The 20109-nt window shown below is 39.9% G+C and carries 11 protein-coding genes and 7 tRNA genes; all 18 read left to right on the top strand.

What is annotated here, in order from left to right:
- Nucleotides 1-154 precede the first annotated feature (154 nt).
- A tRNA-Lys gene (locus H5126_RS13640) sits at nucleotides 155-230 on the top strand.
- A gap of 85 nt (nucleotides 231-315) precedes the next feature.
- Nucleotides 316-391, top strand: a tRNA-Lys gene (locus H5126_RS13645).
- Nucleotides 392-474: 83 nt separating this feature from the next.
- Nucleotides 475-550 (top strand) — tRNA-Lys (locus H5126_RS13650).
- A gap of 24 nt (nucleotides 551-574) precedes the next feature.
- Nucleotides 575-650: transfer RNA gene (locus tag H5126_RS13655), tRNA-Lys, on the top strand.
- An 84-nt stretch (nucleotides 651-734) separates the two neighbouring features.
- Nucleotides 735-810 (top strand) — tRNA-Lys (locus H5126_RS13660).
- A gap of 63 nt (nucleotides 811-873) precedes the next feature.
- Nucleotides 874-949, top strand: a tRNA-Lys gene (locus H5126_RS13665).
- Between the two features lie 141 nt (nucleotides 950-1090).
- Entirely contained in the window at nucleotides 1091-2131 is a 1041-nt protein-coding gene (gene nadA, locus H5126_RS13670; RefSeq protein ID WP_182693277.1) for a quinolinate synthase NadA, read from the top strand.
- A 261-nt stretch (nucleotides 2132-2392) separates the two neighbouring features.
- A tRNA-Ser gene (locus H5126_RS13675) sits at nucleotides 2393-2482 on the top strand.
- A gap of 186 nt (nucleotides 2483-2668) precedes the next feature.
- The gene (locus tag H5126_RS13680; protein ID WP_182721156.1) at nucleotides 2669-3910 is read left to right on the top strand and encodes an integrase domain-containing protein; all 1242 of its coding nucleotides are present in this window, start codon (nucleotides 2669-2671) and stop codon (nucleotides 3908-3910) included.
- 21 nt (nucleotides 3911-3931) lie between these two features.
- Complete coding sequence (locus tag H5126_RS13685; RefSeq protein ID WP_182721157.1) at nucleotides 3932-4597, top strand: DUF6998 domain-containing protein; 666 nt, start codon at nucleotides 3932-3934, stop codon at nucleotides 4595-4597.
- A gap of 128 nt (nucleotides 4598-4725) precedes the next feature.
- Entirely contained in the window at nucleotides 4726-5862 is a 1137-nt protein-coding gene (gene csm6, locus H5126_RS13690; RefSeq protein WP_182721158.1) for a CRISPR-associated ring nuclease Csm6, read from the top strand.
- Nucleotides 5863-5932: 70 nt separating this feature from the next.
- Nucleotides 5933-9376, top strand: coding sequence for a DEAD/DEAH box helicase family protein (locus H5126_RS13695; RefSeq protein ID WP_182721159.1), 3444 nt, complete (start codon nucleotides 5933-5935; stop codon nucleotides 9374-9376).
- A 57-nt stretch (nucleotides 9377-9433) separates the two neighbouring features.
- Entirely contained in the window at nucleotides 9434-11014 is a 1581-nt protein-coding gene (locus tag H5126_RS13700; RefSeq protein ID WP_182721160.1) for a class I SAM-dependent DNA methyltransferase, read from the top strand.
- Nucleotides 11011-12186, top strand: a complete 1176-nt coding sequence (locus H5126_RS13705; RefSeq protein ID WP_182721161.1) for a restriction endonuclease subunit S — start codon at nucleotides 11011-11013, stop codon at nucleotides 12184-12186. The genes H5126_RS13700 and H5126_RS13705 overlap by 4 nt, the downstream gene beginning before the upstream one ends.
- A gap of 42 nt (nucleotides 12187-12228) precedes the next feature.
- Entirely contained in the window at nucleotides 12229-14400 is a 2172-nt protein-coding gene (gene zorA / locus H5126_RS13710; RefSeq protein WP_182721162.1) for an anti-phage ZorAB system protein ZorA, read from the top strand.
- Nucleotides 14400-15158: an OmpA family protein gene (locus H5126_RS13715; RefSeq protein ID WP_182721163.1), complete on the top strand. Its 759-nt coding sequence runs from the start codon at nucleotides 14400-14402 to the stop codon at nucleotides 15156-15158. The genes zorA and H5126_RS13715 overlap by 1 nt, the downstream gene beginning before the upstream one ends.
- Before the next feature lie 2 nt (nucleotides 15159-15160).
- Nucleotides 15161-16894: an EH signature domain-containing protein gene (locus H5126_RS13720; protein WP_182721164.1), complete on the top strand. Its 1734-nt coding sequence runs from the start codon at nucleotides 15161-15163 to the stop codon at nucleotides 16892-16894.
- 56 nt (nucleotides 16895-16950) lie between these two features.
- Nucleotides 16951-19974, top strand: a complete 3024-nt coding sequence (locus tag H5126_RS13725) for a DEAD/DEAH box helicase (RefSeq protein ID WP_182721165.1) — start codon at nucleotides 16951-16953, stop codon at nucleotides 19972-19974.
- Nucleotides 19975-20109: the final 135 nt, after the last annotated feature.

Below are 20109 nucleotides of genomic sequence, written 5' to 3' on the forward strand. Positions count from 1 at the left end.
TTAGCTCAGTTGGTAGAGCAGTTGACTTTTAATCAATTGGTCGATGGTTCAAATCCATCATGACCCACCATTCTTTATTCCTTGTGAATACGGTTTGGCATCAATCGGCGGATTTACGTAAGCTTTAACTTAGTAATAAGTTAGCAACTGGAATGGGTTATTAGCTCAGTTGGTAGAGCAGTTGACTTTTAATCAATTGGTCGATGGTTCAAATCCATCATAACCCACCATTCTTTATTCCTTGTGAATAATGACTGGTTCCAATCGGCGGATTTACGCAAAGTAGTAAGTTGCATTTAAACGTAACAATAGAGCGGGTCATTAGCTCAGTTGGTAGAGCAGTTGACTTTTAATCAATTGGTCGATGGTTCAAATCCATCATGACCCACCATTCTTTATTCCTTGTGAATACGGTTTGGCATCAATCGGCGGATTTACGTAAGCTTCATTCATAATTGAATAAGTGCATAGAGCGGGTTATTAGCTCAGTTGGTAGAGCAGTTGACTTTTAATCAATTGGTCGATGGTTCAAATCCATCATAACCCACCATTCTATGAAAAGTTATATAAGAGCGGGTCATTAGCTCAGTTGGTAGAGCAGTTGACTTTTAATCAATTGGTCGATGGTTCAAATCCATCATGACCCACCATTCTTTTATTCCTTGTGAATAGAATTTGGCATCAGTCGGCGGATATACGTAAGCTTCATTCTTAATTGAATAAGTGCATAGAGCGGGTTATTAGCTCAGTTGGTAGAGCAGTTGACTTTTAATCAATTGGTCGATGGTTCAAATCCATCATAACCCACCATTCTATGACAGTTTAATCGGCGGATTTACGCAAGCTTTTTACAAAGCAGATTTATATTAGAGCGGGTCATTAGCTCAGTTGGTAGAGCAGTTGACTTTTAATCAATTGGTCGATGGTTCAAATCCATCATGACCCACCACTCTCTAATACTTTCCTTTATATTCTTTTTTAATTTCCCACTTTATTTTTTATAAACAGCCTTACTAGTTCGCTGTTATTTGCTTTCATATTCTCGTATAATTCGCCCTAATTAATGCACTGTAGATAAGTGGTCGAGAACATGAGTCTAGCTCAAACTATTATGCCTGAAGGTTATATTTTTCCCCCTAAGCCAGCACCGTTAACACAAGACGAGCAAGGCGAATATAAAGCGCGTATAAAACAATTACTAAAAGATAAAAATGCAGTACTTGTTGCCCATTATTATACCGATCCTGAAATTCAAGCACTTGCTGAAGAAACCGGCGGCTGCGTTGCCGACTCGCTAGAAATGGCGCGTTTTGGCGCACGTCACGATGCAGATATGATTATTGTTGCGGGCGTAAAATTTATGGGCGAAACAGCCAAAATTTTAACGCCAAATAAAACGGTTGTTATGCCAACGCTTGAAGCAACATGTTCGTTAGATATTGGCTGCCCGATAGACGAGTTCTCTGCGTTTTGCGATCAGCACCCTGATCGTAAAGTAGTTGTATATGCAAACACCTCTACGGCTGTTAAAGCACGTGCAGATTGGATTGTAACTTCATCCTGTGCACTTGAAATAGTAGAGCACCTCGATGAGCAAGGCGAAAAAATCATTTGGGGCCCAGATAAGCACCTTGGTAGTTATATTCAAAAAAATACCGGTGCTGATATGCTTATGTGGAATGGCGCATGTATTGTACATGACGAGTTTAAAACAAAAGCACTCAAAGACATGAAAGCGCTACACCCAGATGCAGGCGTTTTAGTTCATCCTGAGTCACCAGCAGAAATAGTTGCTCTTGCCGATTCGGTTGGATCTACGAGCCAATTGATCAAAGCAGCGCAAACAATGGACAACAAAAAGTTTATTGTAGCAACTGATCGCGGCATCTTTTATAAAATGCAGCAACTATGTCCAGATAAAGAGTTTTTTGCGGCTCCTACGGCAGGTGAGGGCGCTTCATGTAAAAGTTGCGCTCATTGCCCTTGGATGGCAATGAATGGCTTAAAAGCGATTGAGGAAGCCCTAATTGACCCTAAAGGCAAAGAAGTATTTGTTGATATGGATTTACGCGAAGGCGCACTTAAGTCACTTAATCGCATGCTTGAATTTACCGCGAGTATGGCTAAGTAACCTAAACTCTGGCTAGAGAAAATAAATTTAAATATCATCATATTCAATACGTAGTAAATCTCTTAATCAGAGTTCAGGTTAAGTCATTTTAAAGTATAAATTAAAAACGGTTAAGTCTTAGATTTAGCCGTTTTTTTGTGCCTATAGGTAAGTGTTGCTTGATTAGTAAGCATTTAAAGGCCCAAATTTAAAAATGCCTTGCACCTTAAGGGTCTATTTCATACTATAGCGCGCTGTTGCATTACACAATTGCAGCACCGTGGAGGGATGGCTGAGTGGCTGAAGGCGCACGCCTGGAAAGTGTGTTTAGGTTTATCCCTAACGAGGGTTCGAATCCCTCTCCCTCCACCATTATTCAATATTAGGACGTCTCAGGACGTCCTTTTTTGTGCCTGTAATAAAGTAAAATCAATAACTTAGTGTATCATCTCGTCCCATCCTGTTTCACCCAAGCTCAAAGCTTTAGTATCTAATATGGTATTCCTTTAATAAACTGCCATAATAAAGAATACTAAATTGGAGTAGGGTTCATTTTTTATGGCAAGATCAGCGAAGCAACTTACCGATACAGCGCTAAAGAAAGTAAAAGCAGATGATAAAGATCTTATTTTATCTGATGGTAATGGCCTACAAGTAAAAGTTAGAAAGAGTGGTTCTAAGCTCTGGAACTTTAACTACTATCATCCAATTACAAAAAAGCGTATTAACATGGGCTTAGGTAAGTATCCCGATATATCAATTGTTAATGCTAGAAAGCTAGCGCAAGAAGCCAGGGAGTTGGTTGCTCTAGGGACTGACCCTAAAGAACATAGAGACGAAACCTTAGCTTTTAAACGAGCACAAGAAGAGTTAACGCTAAATAAAGTCGCTTTAGAGTGGTTTGAGGTTAAAAAACAAAGTTTAACCAAAGACTATGGTGAAGATATTTGGCGATCGTTAAACAAGCATATTTTATCGGTTATTGGCAAATACCCCATTGGTAAAATTAATGCACCACAAGTGATTAAGATTTTAAAACCCATAGAAGCAAAAGGAACCTTAGAGACAGTTAAGCGGCTATGCCTGTATTTAAGAAAGATCATGATACACGCAGTTAATAGTGGTTACATTAATGCTAATCCACTTGCAGGGATTAGTGAGGTTTTCAAAAAGCCGCAAAAACAAAACATGCCTTCGTTAAAACCAGAGGAGCTGCCTGAATTAATGCAAACACTTGCTATAGCATCAATTAAGCGCGTAACTCGTTTTTTAATTGAATGGCAGTTACATACACTTACGCGCCCAGGTGAAGCTGCCGGTACGCGATGGGATGAAATCGATTTTGGTAATAAACTTTGGACTATACCCCCTGAACGCATGAAAAAGCGCAGAGAGCATGTCATTCCTTTATCAAAACAGGCTTTAGAGTTATTGGAGGCAATAAAACCAATTTCAGGGCACAGAGAGTTTGTTTTTCCGTCAGACAGAAACCCTAGAAATCATATCAACAATGAAACAGCTAATATGGCTCTAAAACGTATGGGGTTTGAAGGTAGATTAGTAAGCCATGGCTTACGTTCGCTTGGGAGTACAACATTAAATGAGCATGAGTTTAACCCAGATGTGATAGAAGCCGCACTTGCGCATGTAGATAAAAATCAAGTTCGTTCTGCTTATAATAGAGCTGAGTACATAGAAAAACGCAGAGAGCTAATGAATTGGTGGAGCGACCATATAGGCCGAGCATCTCAGGGTACACTGTCGGTAACAGGGCATAAACACCTTTTAAAAGTTGGTTAGAAGATAAAATAAGGATATAAAATGGCTTTAACTCAAATGCAGATTATTCAATCACTAGGTGAAGCTATGAGCTGGTTAGAAAGGGAGTTAAGTTGGGATGTGCCTGCAACAGAGCTAAGACATTTAACTGGTAGAATTGGGGAGCTTTACGCTGCACTAATCACGAATGGACGTATGGCAACAGAGGTTAACCAGGCGGGCTATGATGTTGTATCAAGCACAGGCGAGCGTATATCAGTTAAAACAACAGGTAGGATGCATACAGGCGGCCATATTAGCTTTAATACTAATACGTTAGAATTGGTCGATCGTATAATTATTTTAAGAATCAATACAGACGAAATGCAAGTTGAAACTTTGTTAGATATGCCAGTTGAGCAAGCTAGATTACTAATGAGTGATGCAGCAACGGGTAAAAGCTGTATTACAATGAGTAAGTTAATAAACCCACCTGTTAAGCCACGTGTATTACTAAACGTAAAAGAAGCAACATGGAATAACTACAAATTAGTAGAGCTTGAAAGCGGAACTATTGAAGTGTTTTTAAATGACGAGCTTGTAACACCAAGCAAGCGTTACTTACGTGATATTGCTAAAGAGTTAGGGGTTTCAATTTTAAATGGCAACGGAAATCCATTTAATACACGGCAATTAGGTTCTGTGTTGATTAAAGAGTTATTAAATTAAAGCTATCGTTGTTTATATACAGTAGTTTAAAGCTAAGTAATTAGGCCTCTAATTCACTGAGCTTAAACAAGTTTCATTAACTATGTAATTTATGTATTATGCAGACTCCTCATACAAAAGGATCGTTGATGAAGAATGTACTACTAATAGTTACTGGTGCAAGCCCACAAGTATTAACCGAAACTCTTTTTGCACTTTATCAGCAGGGTAAGCCTATTCCCGAAGAGGTTTTTGTTATAACAACAAAAAGCACAAAGCCAATGCTTACTAATGGATTATTTGAGCAAGGTCATTTAGCTAAACTAATAGCAGATTATAAACTTCCCAACATTAAACTCCCCGATGAAAATATTTGGCTAATAGAAGATGACAAAGGCCAACCTATTAATGATGCTAAATCTGAAATAGAACAAACCTACATGGCCGACTTTATTACGCGTAAAGTGTTTGAACTTACCAATAAAAACGATATTAGTATTCATGCATCGATTGCGGGTGGACGTAAAACAATGGCGTTTTATTTAGGCTATGCCATGTCATTATTAGGCCGTGAGCAAGATACGCTCAGTCATGTATTTGTGAATAACGAATTTGAATTTGTTAGAGACTTTTACTACCCAACACCTTACGACCACATTATTGATGGTAAAAATGGCACGCAAGTAAACTGTATTAATGCAAATGTAACCCTTGCCGAAATCCCCTTTGTACGAATGCGCCAATCTATCGACGAAACCCTCATTGCAAATATGCAAAGTGCATCGTTTAGCCAAACAGTAGCAAGCTTAAACTCTGCTCATAAAAAAGATTTAACCCTAGAGGTAAACGCAAAAGCAAAAACGCTCACCTTTGCAGGTATCGAAATTAAACTGACCGCAAAAGAAACTGCTTTTTATTTATGGTTAAACCAATACAGCCAAAGTGAACATAAAAAGCTAGTTGTGGGTCGTGATTTTGAAGAGTCTTTGCGTTACAGCAAAGAATATCTCATGCTTTTACAGCAAAATAGTAGTGATTTACGTATATTCCGCGATACGTTTGGCATAGAGCCCGAAGATTTTAGAGACGGTTTACACAGTAATTTAAAGGTAATGGAAAAAACCTTTGTGCAGCAAACTTGCAGCCGCATAAAGAGTAAAATAAATAAGGTGTTACCCAACGAGCTTGCTAAAAAAATAGCGATTGACTCCAATAACCAAAGCTTTGAAACAAGCTACTGGTTAAGTGCAGTAACACATAATATAAAAATAAATATAACGGCTTAATATTCGCAAGCTTGCAAACGCATAAAAATAATAACGCATGGTAAATTAGTTGATAAGGAAGTAATCAGGAATGAAGCAATCAATGAACTTTGAACACATTCAATCAAATTGGCCAGAGCTACACCAGTTAGCTGCTTTTGCAGAAGACTATGCGATTACCGATCCACAAAGTTCATTAGTTAAGCTGCGTTGCTTTGCCGAAAAAGTAGTAGGCTACTTATATAAAGAACTTAGTTTACCTGTTTTACCAACGTCTAATATTTTCGACAAACTTACCGCCGACGACTTTACCAGTGCAGTCCCGCGTTTAATTACCGATAAGCTCCATGCCATTCGTAAAAGCGGCAACCAAGCGGCTCACGAAGGCAAAGTAGATCAACAACAAGCTATTTGGATATTAAAAGAAAGCTACTTTGTAGCTTCGTACTTATTTATGGCGTATGCCAATGGCACGCAACAAGAATGCCCAGAGTTTAAAGCACCTGAGCAAACACAGCCAACTAACCAAAGTGATGCCGAGTTTGCAAAAAAGAACAAGCAACTCACCAAGCAGCTAGCCGAAAATCAGGCCCGTTTAAAACGCGCACTTGACGAACTAGAAGCCGCAGAGCTTGCACAAAAACAAGCACAGCAGCAAGCAGCAAAACTAAAACAAACTATTGATGCTGAAAAGCTGGCTCAGGTTAAAACCCGCAATGAGCAAATTGTTAACTCAAGTTTTAACTTTAACGAAGATGAAACCCGTAAGCGTATTATCGACTTAGACCTGCGTAATGCAGGTTGGAATGTAGCACTTGACGACAAATCAACAGAAGACGTTGGCAAAGAAGTAAAAGTAACAGATCAACCTACAACAACAGGTATAGGCTATGTTGATTACGTATTATGGGATGACGACGGAAAGCCACTTGCTGTAATAGAAGCCAAACGTACCCGCGAAAATATCGAAAAAGGCCGCCAGCAAGCAACGCTTTATGCCAACGCGCTCGAAAAGCAATTTGGGCAACGGCCCGTTATTTTTTACTCGAACGGTTGGGATATAAAAATTCTAGACGACGCGCAAGGTTATAACAGCCGAGGTTTATACGGTTACTACTCAAAAGATTCCCTGCAGTACTTAATAAAGCAACGCACGCTTAAAAAAGAGCTAAACACCACGCCAATAGACACCGCAGTAGCAGGGCGTTTGTATCAAATGGAAACCATAACTCGTGTGTGTGAGCGTTTTAGCGACAAGCACCGCAAAGCGCTTATTGTGCAAGCAACCGGCACAGGTAAAACACGCGTATCTATCGCCCTTGCAAAACGGCTGCTCGATGCAGGTTGGGCTAAGCGCGTATTATTTTTATGTGACCGAAAAGAGCTACGTAAACAAGCGGGTAATGCCTTTACCGAATTTACCAACGAACCAGTACACATTGTAGGTAAAAGCGCTAAAAACACCGCAGCGAGTGCGCGTGTATTTATAGCAACCTACCCAGGCATGCTGCGTATAATGAACAAGTACGACGTAGGTCACTTTGACCTAATAGTAGCCGATGAATCGCACCGTTCAATTTACAATATTTATGGCGATATTTTTAAATACTTTGACGCGCTAGAAGTGGGCTTAACCGCCACGCCGGTAGAAATGGTATCGCGCTCAACCTGTGATTTATTTAGCTGTGATTACAAAATGCCAACAGCCAATTACCCGCTTGAAGACGCCATAGAACAAGGCAACTTAGTTCCTTACAAAATTGTAAGTTACACCACACAGTTTTTGCGCGAAGGCATTAAAAAAGACAACCTAACCGATGAGCAAATAGCCCAATTAGAAGACCAAGGCATCGACCCTAACGAGCTTGACTTTGACGCAAAACAAATAGACGAAGCCATTAAAAATAAAGACACCAACAGGCTAATACTACGTAACCTAATGGAAAAAGGCCTGCGCGATAAAGACGGACAGCTCCCAGGTAAAACAATCATATTTGCCCGTAACATTGCCCACGCCGAGTTAATGGCACAATTGTTTAGCGAGCTTTACCCGCAACACGGTGCTAATTTTTGCCGTGTTATTCACTCAAAGTACGAACGTGCTGAAGAGCTAATAGACGACTTTAAATCAAGCGACGAAAACAGCGTACGCATAGCTGTATCGGTCGATATGCTCGACACCGGCATAGACGTACCAGAATGTGTAAACCTTGTATTTGCCAAACCCATAAAATCAAAAGTAAAATTTTGGCAAATGATTGGCCGTGGCACACGCTTATGCGAAAACCTATATGGCCCAGGTAAGCACAAAACTCACTTTTTAATATTCGACCACTGGGCAAATTTTGAATACTTTGATGAAAATCCAGAAGAAGAAGACGTAAAACAAGCTAAATCGTTACTGCAAAAGCTATTTGAAGCGCGGGTAACCCTTGCACAAACCGCCCTTAAAAAAGCCAATATGGATGTGTTTGATCAAACAATAAAATTAATTCACGACGATATTTGCTTACTGCCAATGGAATCAATATCGGTGCGCGACAACTGGCAAGTGGTCGAAACCTTTAAAGACCTAAAACGCCTTAATCAGTTTATTCCTGATGATGTACAAACGTTGCTAGAAGAAGTAGCGCCGCTTATGCAATGGCGTAATATTATGGGGCAAAGTGAAGCCTATAAATTTGATTCTGAGCTAACCACCATTCAAACGCTGTTAATTACCGATGAAAGCCAAATTGATTTAGCTAAACAAAATGTAATGAACAAAGTTGAATCGCTACAAATGCACTTGAACGAAGTGCGTAGCAAAGCACCTGCAATAGCAGAAATACAAACCGAGCAATATTGGCAGTATTTAACCCATGCAGCGCTTGAGCAAAGCCGCATTAATTTACGCAGTATTATACACCTGCGTAATAAAGACATAACACCGCCAAAAAGTGACTTTATACTCGATATAAAAGAAGACACCAACCAAATACACGAAGCTGATAGGCTTACAAAAATAGTCTCTATTGATTATCAAATATACCGCCAAGAGGTAGAAAAAACACTCACCCCGTTATTTGAGACAGACAGCGTACTTAAAAAAATTCGCAATGGTGAACAAGTAACCGAGGCCGACTTAGCGCAATTAAGCTCGTTAGTGCATACGCAAAACCCAAGTGTTGATTTAAACACATTAAAAGAGTTTTTTCCCGAATCAACCGCGACGCTCGACAAAATATTGCGTACCATAGTCGGCATGAACAAAAACGCCATAGAACAGAGCTTTACTACCTTTGTGCAGCAAATACACACCCATGTAAATGCTAAACAACAGCGCTTTATTGGTATGTTAAAAAACCACCTGATTCGCCACGGCGCAATTGAAATAGCTCAGCTTTACGATGCGCCCTTTACACAAATACACGACATGGGGCTCGACGGCGTATTTAGCCAGCAACAAGCCGATGTAATTGAGCAGTTTATTAAGCAGTTTGACGTAAAGCTTGGCAGCAAAGCCCAAAGCGTTGAAAAGCAAATACACCTTTAATTTTATAAGCGCGTAATTTACTACGTGCTTTAGCAGCACTAACTAGGATACACATTAATGATAACCGGACCTTTAAAAAGTAAAATCGACAAACTATGGGAAGAATTTTGGACAGGCGGCATTACTAACCCGCTTACCGTAGTAGAGCAAATTACTTTTTTAATGTACGCCCGCATGCTCGACATGAACGAGCAAGCCGACGAAAAACGAAGTGCCCGTACTAAGCAGCCATTTAACCGCCGCTTTAGCGACGCCGAGCAACATATTCGTTGGCAAAACTTGCGCCATTTAGGGGCCGAAGAGTTATACAAACTGGTTAAAGATGAGCTGTTTCCGTACTTTTCAAAAACCTCAGACGACGTATCGCCAGAAGGCGCGGTATTTAATGAGTTTATGAAAGACGCGCAATTAATGATTCAAAAGCAAAGCTTATTGGTAAAAGCCGTTGAAATGGTAAACGACCTACCGCTTGAAAACTCAGACACCAAAGGCGATTTGTACGAATACTTGCTTAGCAAACTTACTACCGCAGGCATTAACGGCCAATTTAGAACTCCGCGCCATATTATACGCGCCATGGTCGAAATGATGGATCCAAGCACCACCAGCCAAATTTGTGACCCATCAACCGGCACCGGTGGCTTCTTGTCAGTAAGTTACGAATACCTATTACAAAAATACACATCAGCCGAGGGCATAGAGCGCGAACCTGTGCTTGACGTAAATGGCAATATACAGCTTGATGATAACGGTAAACCGCTTGAAAACTTACTTTACTCAGGCGACTTAATAACCCCAGAGCAGCGCAGCCACATAGATGCTCACATGTTCAACGGCTTTGACTTTGACGCTACCATGCTACGCGTAGCCGCCATGAACCTAGTAATGCACGGCATTAAACAACCGGGCATTCATTATCAAGATACCCTAAGCCAAAACTTTAAAGAGCACTACCCGCAAAAAGCAAAAGAAGGCTTTGACATAATACTCGCCAACCCGCCATTTAAAGGCAGCCTAGACGAAGAAGACGTATGCCCCGAGTTATTACGTAAAGTAAAAACTAAAAAAACCGAGCTGCTATTTGTTGCCCTTATTGAGCGCATGCTAAAAATAGGCGGCCAATCTGCCACTATCGTGCCCGACGGCGTATTATTTGGCTCATCGAAAGCGCACGTACAACTGCGCCAAATGCTGGTGGATAACAACCAGCTAGAAGCCGTAATCTCATTGCCAAGTGGCGTGTTTAAACCCTACGCTGGTGTTTCTACCGCCATACTTATATTCACCAAAGGTGGCAGCACCGATCACGTATGGTTTTACGACGTACAAGCCGACGGTTTTAGCTTGGATGACAAACGCACGCCAATAAAAGCCAACGACTTACCAAGCCTAATTAGCGAATTTAAAGCGCGCGATAAAGCTCAGGCAACAAGCGATAGCAATGATAAAACTCAAAAGGCGTTTTGGGTAAGTAAAGACGACATAGCCAGCAACAAATACGACCTGTCAATCAACCGCTATAAAGAAGTGGTATACGAGGAAGAAAGCTACGATCCGCCAAAAGAGATTTTAGGTAAATTAGTGAGTTTGGAAAACGAAATACTGGCTGATTTGAAAGAGCTGGAGGGGATGTTGTGATTTGGCCTTTAATGAAACTAGGTGAATTGGTCACGATAAAAGGTGGTGGAACACCAAGTAAAAAAATAGAGGGATATTGGAATGGTAATATTCCATGGGCTTCTGTAAAAGATTTAAAGAGCAACGAAATATCTAAAACTGTAGATGCTATCACTGAATTGGGTGTAAATAACTCTGCTACCAACATTATCCCTGCGGGGACTATTCTTACTGCAACAAGAATGGCTTTGGGTAAGTTTGCAATTAACACTGTAGATATGGCGATTAACCAGGATCTTAAGGCATTATTTATTAATGATGAGACGAAAGTTGATCGTGACTTTTTAATACGATTTTTAGAATCTAAGGCGCAGTATATTGATTCAGAGGGCAAAGGGGCAACAGTAAAAGGAATTACACTAGATTTCCTTAAGCACTTGGAAATCCCATTACCACCACTGGACGAGCAAAAGCGCATTGCCGCGATTTTAGATAAAGCCGACGCCATCCGCCGAAAACGCCAACAAGCCATTCAACTCGCCGACGACTTCCTGCGCAGCGTATTCCTAGACATGTTCGGTGATCCTGTCACCAACCCTAAAGGATGGGAAGTTTCTACCTTAGGTAAATTAGCCTGCTCATTCCAAAATGGTACTGGAAAATCAAAACAATTTTATGGAAGAGGAAATAAGGTAGCAAATATAGGCGATTTATATGAAAAACCTTTTTTTAGTCCTAAGAAGTATTCATTGTTAGAAGTCTCTGAAAAGGAAATTCAAAAATATAAATTAAATCGTGGTGACCTTTTGTTTGTTCGCTCATCAGTGAAAAGAGAGGGAGTGGCCTTTTGCTCAGCTTATGATTCAGATGAGCTGTGTTTATTTAGTTCTTTTATGATTCGAATGTCTGTTGATAAAGAAAAAGTCGAACCCAAATTTCTATCGATACAACTTAGGGTTAACAGCATGAGACAACAACTAATTGAAGCATCTAATACCGCAACGATTACTAATATCAATCAAGAAGGGCTAAGTAAAGTAAGAATAATCGTACCAAATATTGCAGCTCAGCAACGCTTCTTATTAATATCTGAAAAAGTAAATGAATTACTCGAAAGGAGCGACTTATCATCTATTTCGACTAATAGTTGTTTCAACTCTTTAAGCCAAAAAGCATTCGCTGGCGAGTTATAACAAAAATTAAGTAATACCCAATAAACTAAGGGAGTAGTAAATATGTTGGATTTTATGCCATCGCATTGGTTGATACCGCAATCTGTATTAGGGGTATCGTTTTGGCTTGCATTAATAGCCGTGTTTATTGTTGCTTTTATCTCGATTATTATACTTACGGTTAAGAGCAATAGTCGAGTAAAGCAAGTTAGGCACATTATTAATGGTGAATCTATTACCACGCTTTATGATAATAGCTTGGCTATTAGCGAGCGTGCTAAAGCGTCAAAATCTAAAATAGTGCACAGCCTGTGGCATGAATTTGGTGAAAGTTTAGTAAAAGACGACCGCTTACAACGTGTTTATAATACCTTGGACGCGGAGCACTTTTTTAACCATAAAACCCTGTCTGCAGGCCTTACATCTAACCGATTATTAGCGGCCACCCCTTCATTTTTGACTGCAATTGGTGTGTTAGGTACCTTTATGGGCTTAACCATGGGCCTGCGCGACATTAATATTGGCAGTGAGGACATAGAAGTATTAAAAGTTGGCATAAACAGCATGATGAGTGGTGCTGCTTTTGCTTTTGTTACTTCTGTATGGGGGGTAGGTTTAAGCTTACTGCTCAACTTTATTGAAAAAATAGCAGAGCGTTTAATCATACGAAATATTACTGCTGTACAGCACCGCATTGATTTTTTATACCCGCGTCTGCCTGCTGAAAAATCACTTGTTGATATTTCTAAAAACACCAGTGATAGCAGTGAGGCTTTAAAGGAATTGCATGAGCGAATTGGTAATAAATTACAGGAGACGATTTCGGGTGTGAGTGACAGCATGCAAGATGCTTTTACTAACGCACTTAACAATGTAATGGCACCTGCTATGCAGTCGTTAGTCAGTAATGCCAGCCAACAAACCAGCGGCGTGCTGGAGCATTTAATTAGTAACTTTACGGAGAGCATGCAAGCGGCGGGCAGAGGCCAAGGCGAGCTTATACAAAAGTCGACTGAACAAATGCATGAGGCAGTAAGTAGCCTGAGCGCGCAAATGAGTGCAGTGCTTGAACAAAGTAGTAATCAAGCTGAGCTAATGGCCCAGCAACAAGCGGGGGCATCATCGCAATTTAACCAGCAACTCGAAGCGATGCTTAGCAAAAGCGAAGAACGCCAACAGCTTATGGAGCAAAAGTTATTTACGGCTATTGAATCGCAACAGGAATCGCAAGCAACACGTGAAGCAAACCATGTAGATAATTTACAGTCGGTATTAGGTGGTTGGTTAACTGAGCAATCGAAAACGCTTAATAAGCTTTCTGACTCTATGGCTGAAGTACAAAGCGCGATGGGCGAATCGAACCGTGGATTTGTTAATGAGCTTTCTAGCCAAAACGAAAAAACAACGGCGCAGCAACAGGCGTTTACTAGTGGCCTTGAAACAAGTTTACAAAGCTTTATGCAAAGCACTGAGCAGCGCCAAAAGACGCTTGAAGAAACGTTTGGTTCATTAATTAACAGCCAACAGCTTGAAGCGGCTAAGCGTGACTCAGAATATCGTGAGCAATTACAAACGCAGTTAGATAAGTGGCTAGCACAACAAGACCAAATGCTAACCTCGATGACTGATGCTGTAAAACGTACGCAAACACATATGGACTCGGTTATTACACAGCATAAAGAGGTTATAGGGGAGCTTAAAACGGTTGCGGAGTCATCTGCTACAAGTAGCCAAAACCTGAGTAATAGCGCAAACCAAATTGGGGTGTTATCGGGCAATTTATTAAAAGCAACAGAGCTGTTTGATACGCGCTTAGGTGATATGACCGACACAATTAAAGGTATTTCTGCTCAGAACGATGCATTAGCAAATCACGTAATTGAGCAAGCTAAAGTGCTAAGAGGGCTTGAAACGTCGCTTGTTGCTACAACAGAGCAGTTTGGTAGTACGGCAAAATTAGCTCAAAGCGGCTTTAGCGAAATGAAAACACATCAAATTGAGTTTATAAGTGGTGTTGAGGCATCTTTTGAAGGGCTAAGTAATACCTTAGCTAAGCAAGTAGCTGATATTGAAAAGCAAACGAATGAGTGGTTACGTAGCTATTCATCAGAAGTAAATACGCAAGTTAAAGAGCGTATGGAAACCTGGAATACCACAACTCGTGAATTTAGCGACCAAATGCTTAGAACAGTACGCACAATTACTAATTTAGTGGATGAATTGGAGCGTAGCTAATGCGAGTATTTAGAAGCAACCAAGTAAGTGTTGACGAAGAAAACCCTTATTGGATGTCGTTTTCGGATATTTTGTCGGGCTTACTTATTTTATTTGTTTTAGCATCTGTTGTGTTGATGGTTGAGCTGATAGAAGCCAAACAAGAGCTTGAAAATAAGCAACAAGCATTTACTCAAGAGCTAGAAATGCTGCACAAAGCCGAAGAAGTACGTAAAACAATTTTAGATGAGGCGGCTGATTTACTGCGAAAACGAGGCATACAAGTCACGGTTAGTGAAAATAAAACTGTATTAAGTATTCCTAACGATATTTTAGGGTTTGATAGCGCAGCGTTTAATATAAGCCCAGAGTTTGAAGGCACTGCACTTGAAATTGGTGAGGTACTTGCTGAGGTTATAAATAAAGAAAACCGTGAGCAATTTCTTGATACTATTTTTATTGAAGGGCACACCGACAGTAAAAACTTTTATGGCATGATGGGTAAAGGTAATTGGGGCTTATCGACCTTTAGGGCTATTTCGCTTTGGGAACTTTGGGTTAAATTACTGCCAAGCCAACATGATTTAGCAAGTATTACTAACAAAGAAGGCAACCCGCTTTTTTCGGTGAGTGGTTATGCGGCAACAAGGCGCATGGTTGTTGAAGAGCTAACAGAGAGTGATTTTAGGACAAACAGACGCATTGATATTCGCTTTACAATCCGTAGGCCCACCAGCGCTGAATACGAAACAGTAAGAAGCCGTTTGGAGATGCCTTAATTATGCTGCATTTACCTCCTATTCCAGAGCTTGCTCAGTTTAACTGGGAGCGTATGTCACAACAGTGGAGTAGCCTAACATTACAAACAAAAAAAATTGCTGATGGTGCAGGGCAAGGCGAAGAGTTTAAAGCCCTTGAGCAACAGATTAATCGCTACGTTATGTACGATCAAAAAGAAAAGCTTAAACAAATTTTAATTAAGCGAAAAGGCGTGCGTGTTTTAACTCAGTTATGGATAGATAAAGAAGACGTAAGAAAAAACTCCTTAAACGAAGAAACAATAGATTACATACAAGCTAAACATCCCAAACTGGGTATGTCGTCGTTAATGAATTTAATTTCGTTAGTTTATCGTTATTTTGATGCACTGGTTGATGGCAATATTTTTAATCGATTAACGCAGTGGCTTAACCAGCAAATAGAGCAACGTTTAAAAGATCGCAAAAATACAAGCGACACAATTTTGTCTGTGCTTAATCAGGCTAAATGGCTGTTTGATTTAACCGCTCCTAAGGCTTTGGTTAACCTTGCCAAACAAAACCACTTAGACTTAAGCGAACAATTAAAAAAACTACGCTTAAACGAGCTGCCGCAAGGGCGTTTTTTAGATATTTGCCACGCGCAATATTACCTGGATACACTGAAAGAAATTCCCGTTGGTGAGCAACATGATGTGCTGCATGAGCTTTTAAAGCACGATGTTGCCACTATGCCTTTTGAAGAAGGTAAACGAATAGGGCACATAGCGCTTGAAATTATTATTGACCGCTCTCAAGGCGCACCCAGTGAAATATGGCAAAACTTTGTACTGAACTTAGCGGGCGACCCGCGTATTGCTAATACTGCTACAAATTACCGCCAGTGGTGGAAGCCCATTGGTGAGAATAGAGTAAAAGCAGTGACAAGCTGGCTTGCCAAAGAAGACTTGCGGCTATTTTTAGGCGCTATTGAAGAGTACGCAAATTACACCGGCGATGAAGCGTTAAATAGAATGTTCCCTGCACGTAAGCGCTTTTTAGAAGGGCTTTATGAACATGGATTTGTGCGTAATACCCGCTTAATGCTCGGTACTAATGCTGCGAAGACAGTAAAGACTGTATTGGGGAATGACCTTAAAATAAATTATATAAATTTAAGTGGATCTCAAGAAACTCACACTTCTATTATCTATCTAGATTGTGGAGACTTTCACATAGTAGAAGGTTCACATGAGTTTAAACTTTGGATTTATATGGGCCTACCTAGTGAAAAGCTAATAGATTATTCACTCAGTGAATTTACCCGCTCCGATTTAATACATCGCTTTCCTAAAGATTTTAGAGAACTTTATCCTAATGGTAATTTTAAGGATATAACTCACTCACCTACAACTTGGCAAAACAGGGCCATAGAGTTTTTAACTCAAAACGGTATTGAACTCGATTTAGAAAAACTGTTTTATAAAGACGAATACAGAAGATATATAAGTCGGTATGGATTACCTGTTTTAGGAAGTAAAGAAAAAGTAGAAATAGAAGTAGATACAAAAACGGAAGCCACTCAATCGCTGGAGTCTTTAATTTTGCATGTACTAGATGTACATCAACCTATAAATAGTAACTCAATTACTAATATCTTAGCGCAGGAGTTTGAGCTTCGCAAAAGTGTTCACCAGGTAAATTTTGCACTTTACTCTTTACGTACAAAAGGCAGGGTCACCTTAAACTCTGAAGAGTTATGGAGCCGTTCGCTGTAGCCCACTTCAGAGAAAAGCATGAACTTTAGGAATATTAAAAAGGGATTTAAAAATACATGTCACTTGTTAGTTTGATAAAAGGGCTTTTGCCTAATAATAAAAATAGTCATTTAGCGGACGATAAATACTCCTTAGTATATGACTCGTATGGCGTTAATTTTGCCACTAATGAAGCTACATTTCATTGCCTAAACAAAGGTGAGGGTGCAAGTAGTCAGCTTATTCAGCATGTAGTACTTAAAATGCTTGAAGAAAGACATATTGCTGAAACACTGCCTAATGGCTTTAGGCTTGATAGTGAGCAAGCATGTTTATTAGACCCAGAAGATGCAGAAGTTTTAGGGTTACCGCCTTTTTTTAATAATGACTTTGACGTTGATATTCAAGGTAGAACAACTAAAAGTAGCTTTTCGCTGCAGTTGTTTGCAAAATTTGAGCAGCAAAAATATCCAGTAAAAAGAAAAGGACCGATACTTTTTTTTAGTGAGCAAACACAATATTTAATGACGCCAGAGCAGCTTAATGCTGTTTTAGCCGTAGAAAAACATTCGTCGCTTACGCCCGATGACCGCACTGAGCTAAATAATGTGTTGGCAGTTGCTAAGTTACAGCAAGCAGTTAAAGATGGGTTAAAACTAGATTTAAAACATTTTGATAAATTTGATTTAGTACAACCACAACAAATTACAGTAACAGCAAATCAACAGGTTGATGGTAGCCTAGAGCTTAGCCCAAGCTTTGGTGATGGATCATCATCTGAAGACTTACAAAATCGCTTAGCTCAGTTACAGGGCGACGGGCAAGTAATGCGAATAAAAGACCGCATTGTTTTACTTACTGACGATAAAAAACAAGCTGTTAAAGAAGTACTGCAAAATAGAACCATTCCTGCACACAAAGTCGCAGAATTTATTAAAACCCCTTCAGCTTTTTTAGATGCGTCTATTCTTAATCTCGATCTTGGGTTTTCTCTCAGAGTTGCTGGTATTGGCAAAATGGTACACATTCCTTTTGGTCAAGACAGCGATGGCAGTAATGGCTGGTTTTCGACAAATACAGATAGTGAGCCACCAGAGCGCTTAGTTAAGTTGCTTGAATGCGAGGAAGATGTTGTATCGTTTGAGCAAAGTTACCAGCAAGCTAAAGGGCAAAATGCAGATAGTGTTGTTGTTGATGATGAGTTAATTGACATACGCGATGAGCAGCGAGTTAGTGAAACACTCGCAGAGGTAAGAGAAAATTTAGCAAACCCTCCTGATGACTCAGATACGCCTGAAGTTGAAGATACTCTGGTTCGTAAAGAGCAAGTTTCTTTGTTACTAAAAGATGCGGAAGAACATAATCAAGACATTGTAAATAAAGTTGCGCAGTTAGACCGAGCTATTAGTTTTGACAGAACTAATTTAGCGCGAACACCTTTCCCTCATCAAGAGTCTGGCATTAGCTGGATGATGTCGTTACTTAAGTCAGCGCAATTAGATAACCATGATGATATGTATAGAGTGCAAGGGGCTTTACTAGCCGATGATATGGGGCTTGGTAAAACCTATATGACGTTAGTTATGCTGGCTGAGTACTTGTCGATGCAGCAGCAAAGCAATAAATCCGAAAAGCCCATATTAATAGTCGCTCCACTTAGTTTACTGGAAAATTGGGAACAAGAGGTTGAAGCTACTTTTAAAGATTCCCCATTTAGAGATATTAAAGTCCTGCAGTCATCAAGGGATTTAAAAGAGTTTAAAGTTCAAGGGGCTGAACGAGAGTCTATGCAGCTTGCGACGGTAATGAATGATTCGCATGCTGATCATAAATCTATTCGTTACGCTTTGCATGTTGGGGCTGATGCAGCAACAAAGCGTTTAGATATGGATAGACGTGTTGTTATTACGACTTATCAAACGCTACGGGATTACCAATTTTCTTTATGTGTTATTGACTGGGGAATTGTAATATTTGATGAAGCTCAAAATATTAAAAACCCAAATACTCAAGCAACACGTGCAGCTAAAGCACTAAAAGCTGATTTTAAATTACTAGCTACAGGTACTCCTGTTGAAAATAGTTTAAGCGAGTTTTGGTGTTTAATGGATACAGCGCAACCAGGGCTATTAGGCGATTGGGGCTATTTTAGAGAGCGCTGGATTAAGCCAATAAGTAGTGCTAATGAGGAAGAAAAAGCAGAGGTGCGTTTAGAAGTTGGTAACGATTTACGTAATGCTGCTGGGCAGTTTATGTTACGCCGAACCAAGGAAGACGAGCTAACCGGAATGCCTACTAAAACAATAAAAACAGGTATTCATAAAGACTTGGCTGACAATATGGCATTTGCTCCAGAGTTAGCTCGTAATATGACCGGAGGTCAGTTGCTTGGCTACAACCAAATTGTTGAAGATTATAGAAAGGAGAAAGCAAAAGAGCAGGGCGGCGGCCATGCTTTAACAGTACTACAGCAATTAAGAGCTGTTAGTTTGCATCCAAGGCTTGATGAGGTTTTTAAACAGCCACCTAATAATGCCAAAGAGGCACAGCGTAATTTACAAGAGTCTGAAAAGTTGCGTATGTTGTTAGATATATTGTCAGATATAAAAAACAAACAAGAGAAAGTAATTATTTTTGCGACGACTAAAAAGCTTCAGGCTGTTCTTAAAATATGCTTAGACAAAATTTATGAGCTAAACATTCATGTTATTAACGGAGACAGCAAAGCGATTGCTACAAAAAAAGATCAGCTATCTCGTAAAGGGATGATCACTGACTTTGAAGCAGAAGAAGGCTTTAACATTATAATTATGTCGCCTGTAGCGGCAGGTGTTGGCTTAACGGTTGTTGGTGCAAACCATGTAGTTCACTTAGAACGCCACTGGAACCCCGCAAAAGAAGCGCAAGCTACAGATCGTGTTTATCGTATTGGTCAAAAAAAGCCTGTGTTTATTCACTTACCCTGCCTTTTACACCCAGAATATGATTCGTTTGATGTGAACCTAGACAAACTACTCGCAAAGAAAACCATGCTAAGAGATGCGGTAGTAACGCCTGAAGTTGTGAGTGAGCATGAGCTAATGTCGTCAATGGGGCTGTGAGGTTAAGTGGCACTAAGGATGAGCTTACTACTTTGCAAGCTTGTGAAATTAATTTTGAGCAATAAAAGAATAATATTAAAGATATCTCATAATTTTAAGTTGCGAAAGTACTTCAATTAAAAGTGGATATATAAC

This window comes from Pseudoalteromonas sp. SG45-3 (genome assembly GCF_014164075.1).
GTDB classification, from domain to species: domain Bacteria; phylum Pseudomonadota; class Gammaproteobacteria; order Enterobacterales; family Alteromonadaceae; genus Pseudoalteromonas; species Pseudoalteromonas distincta.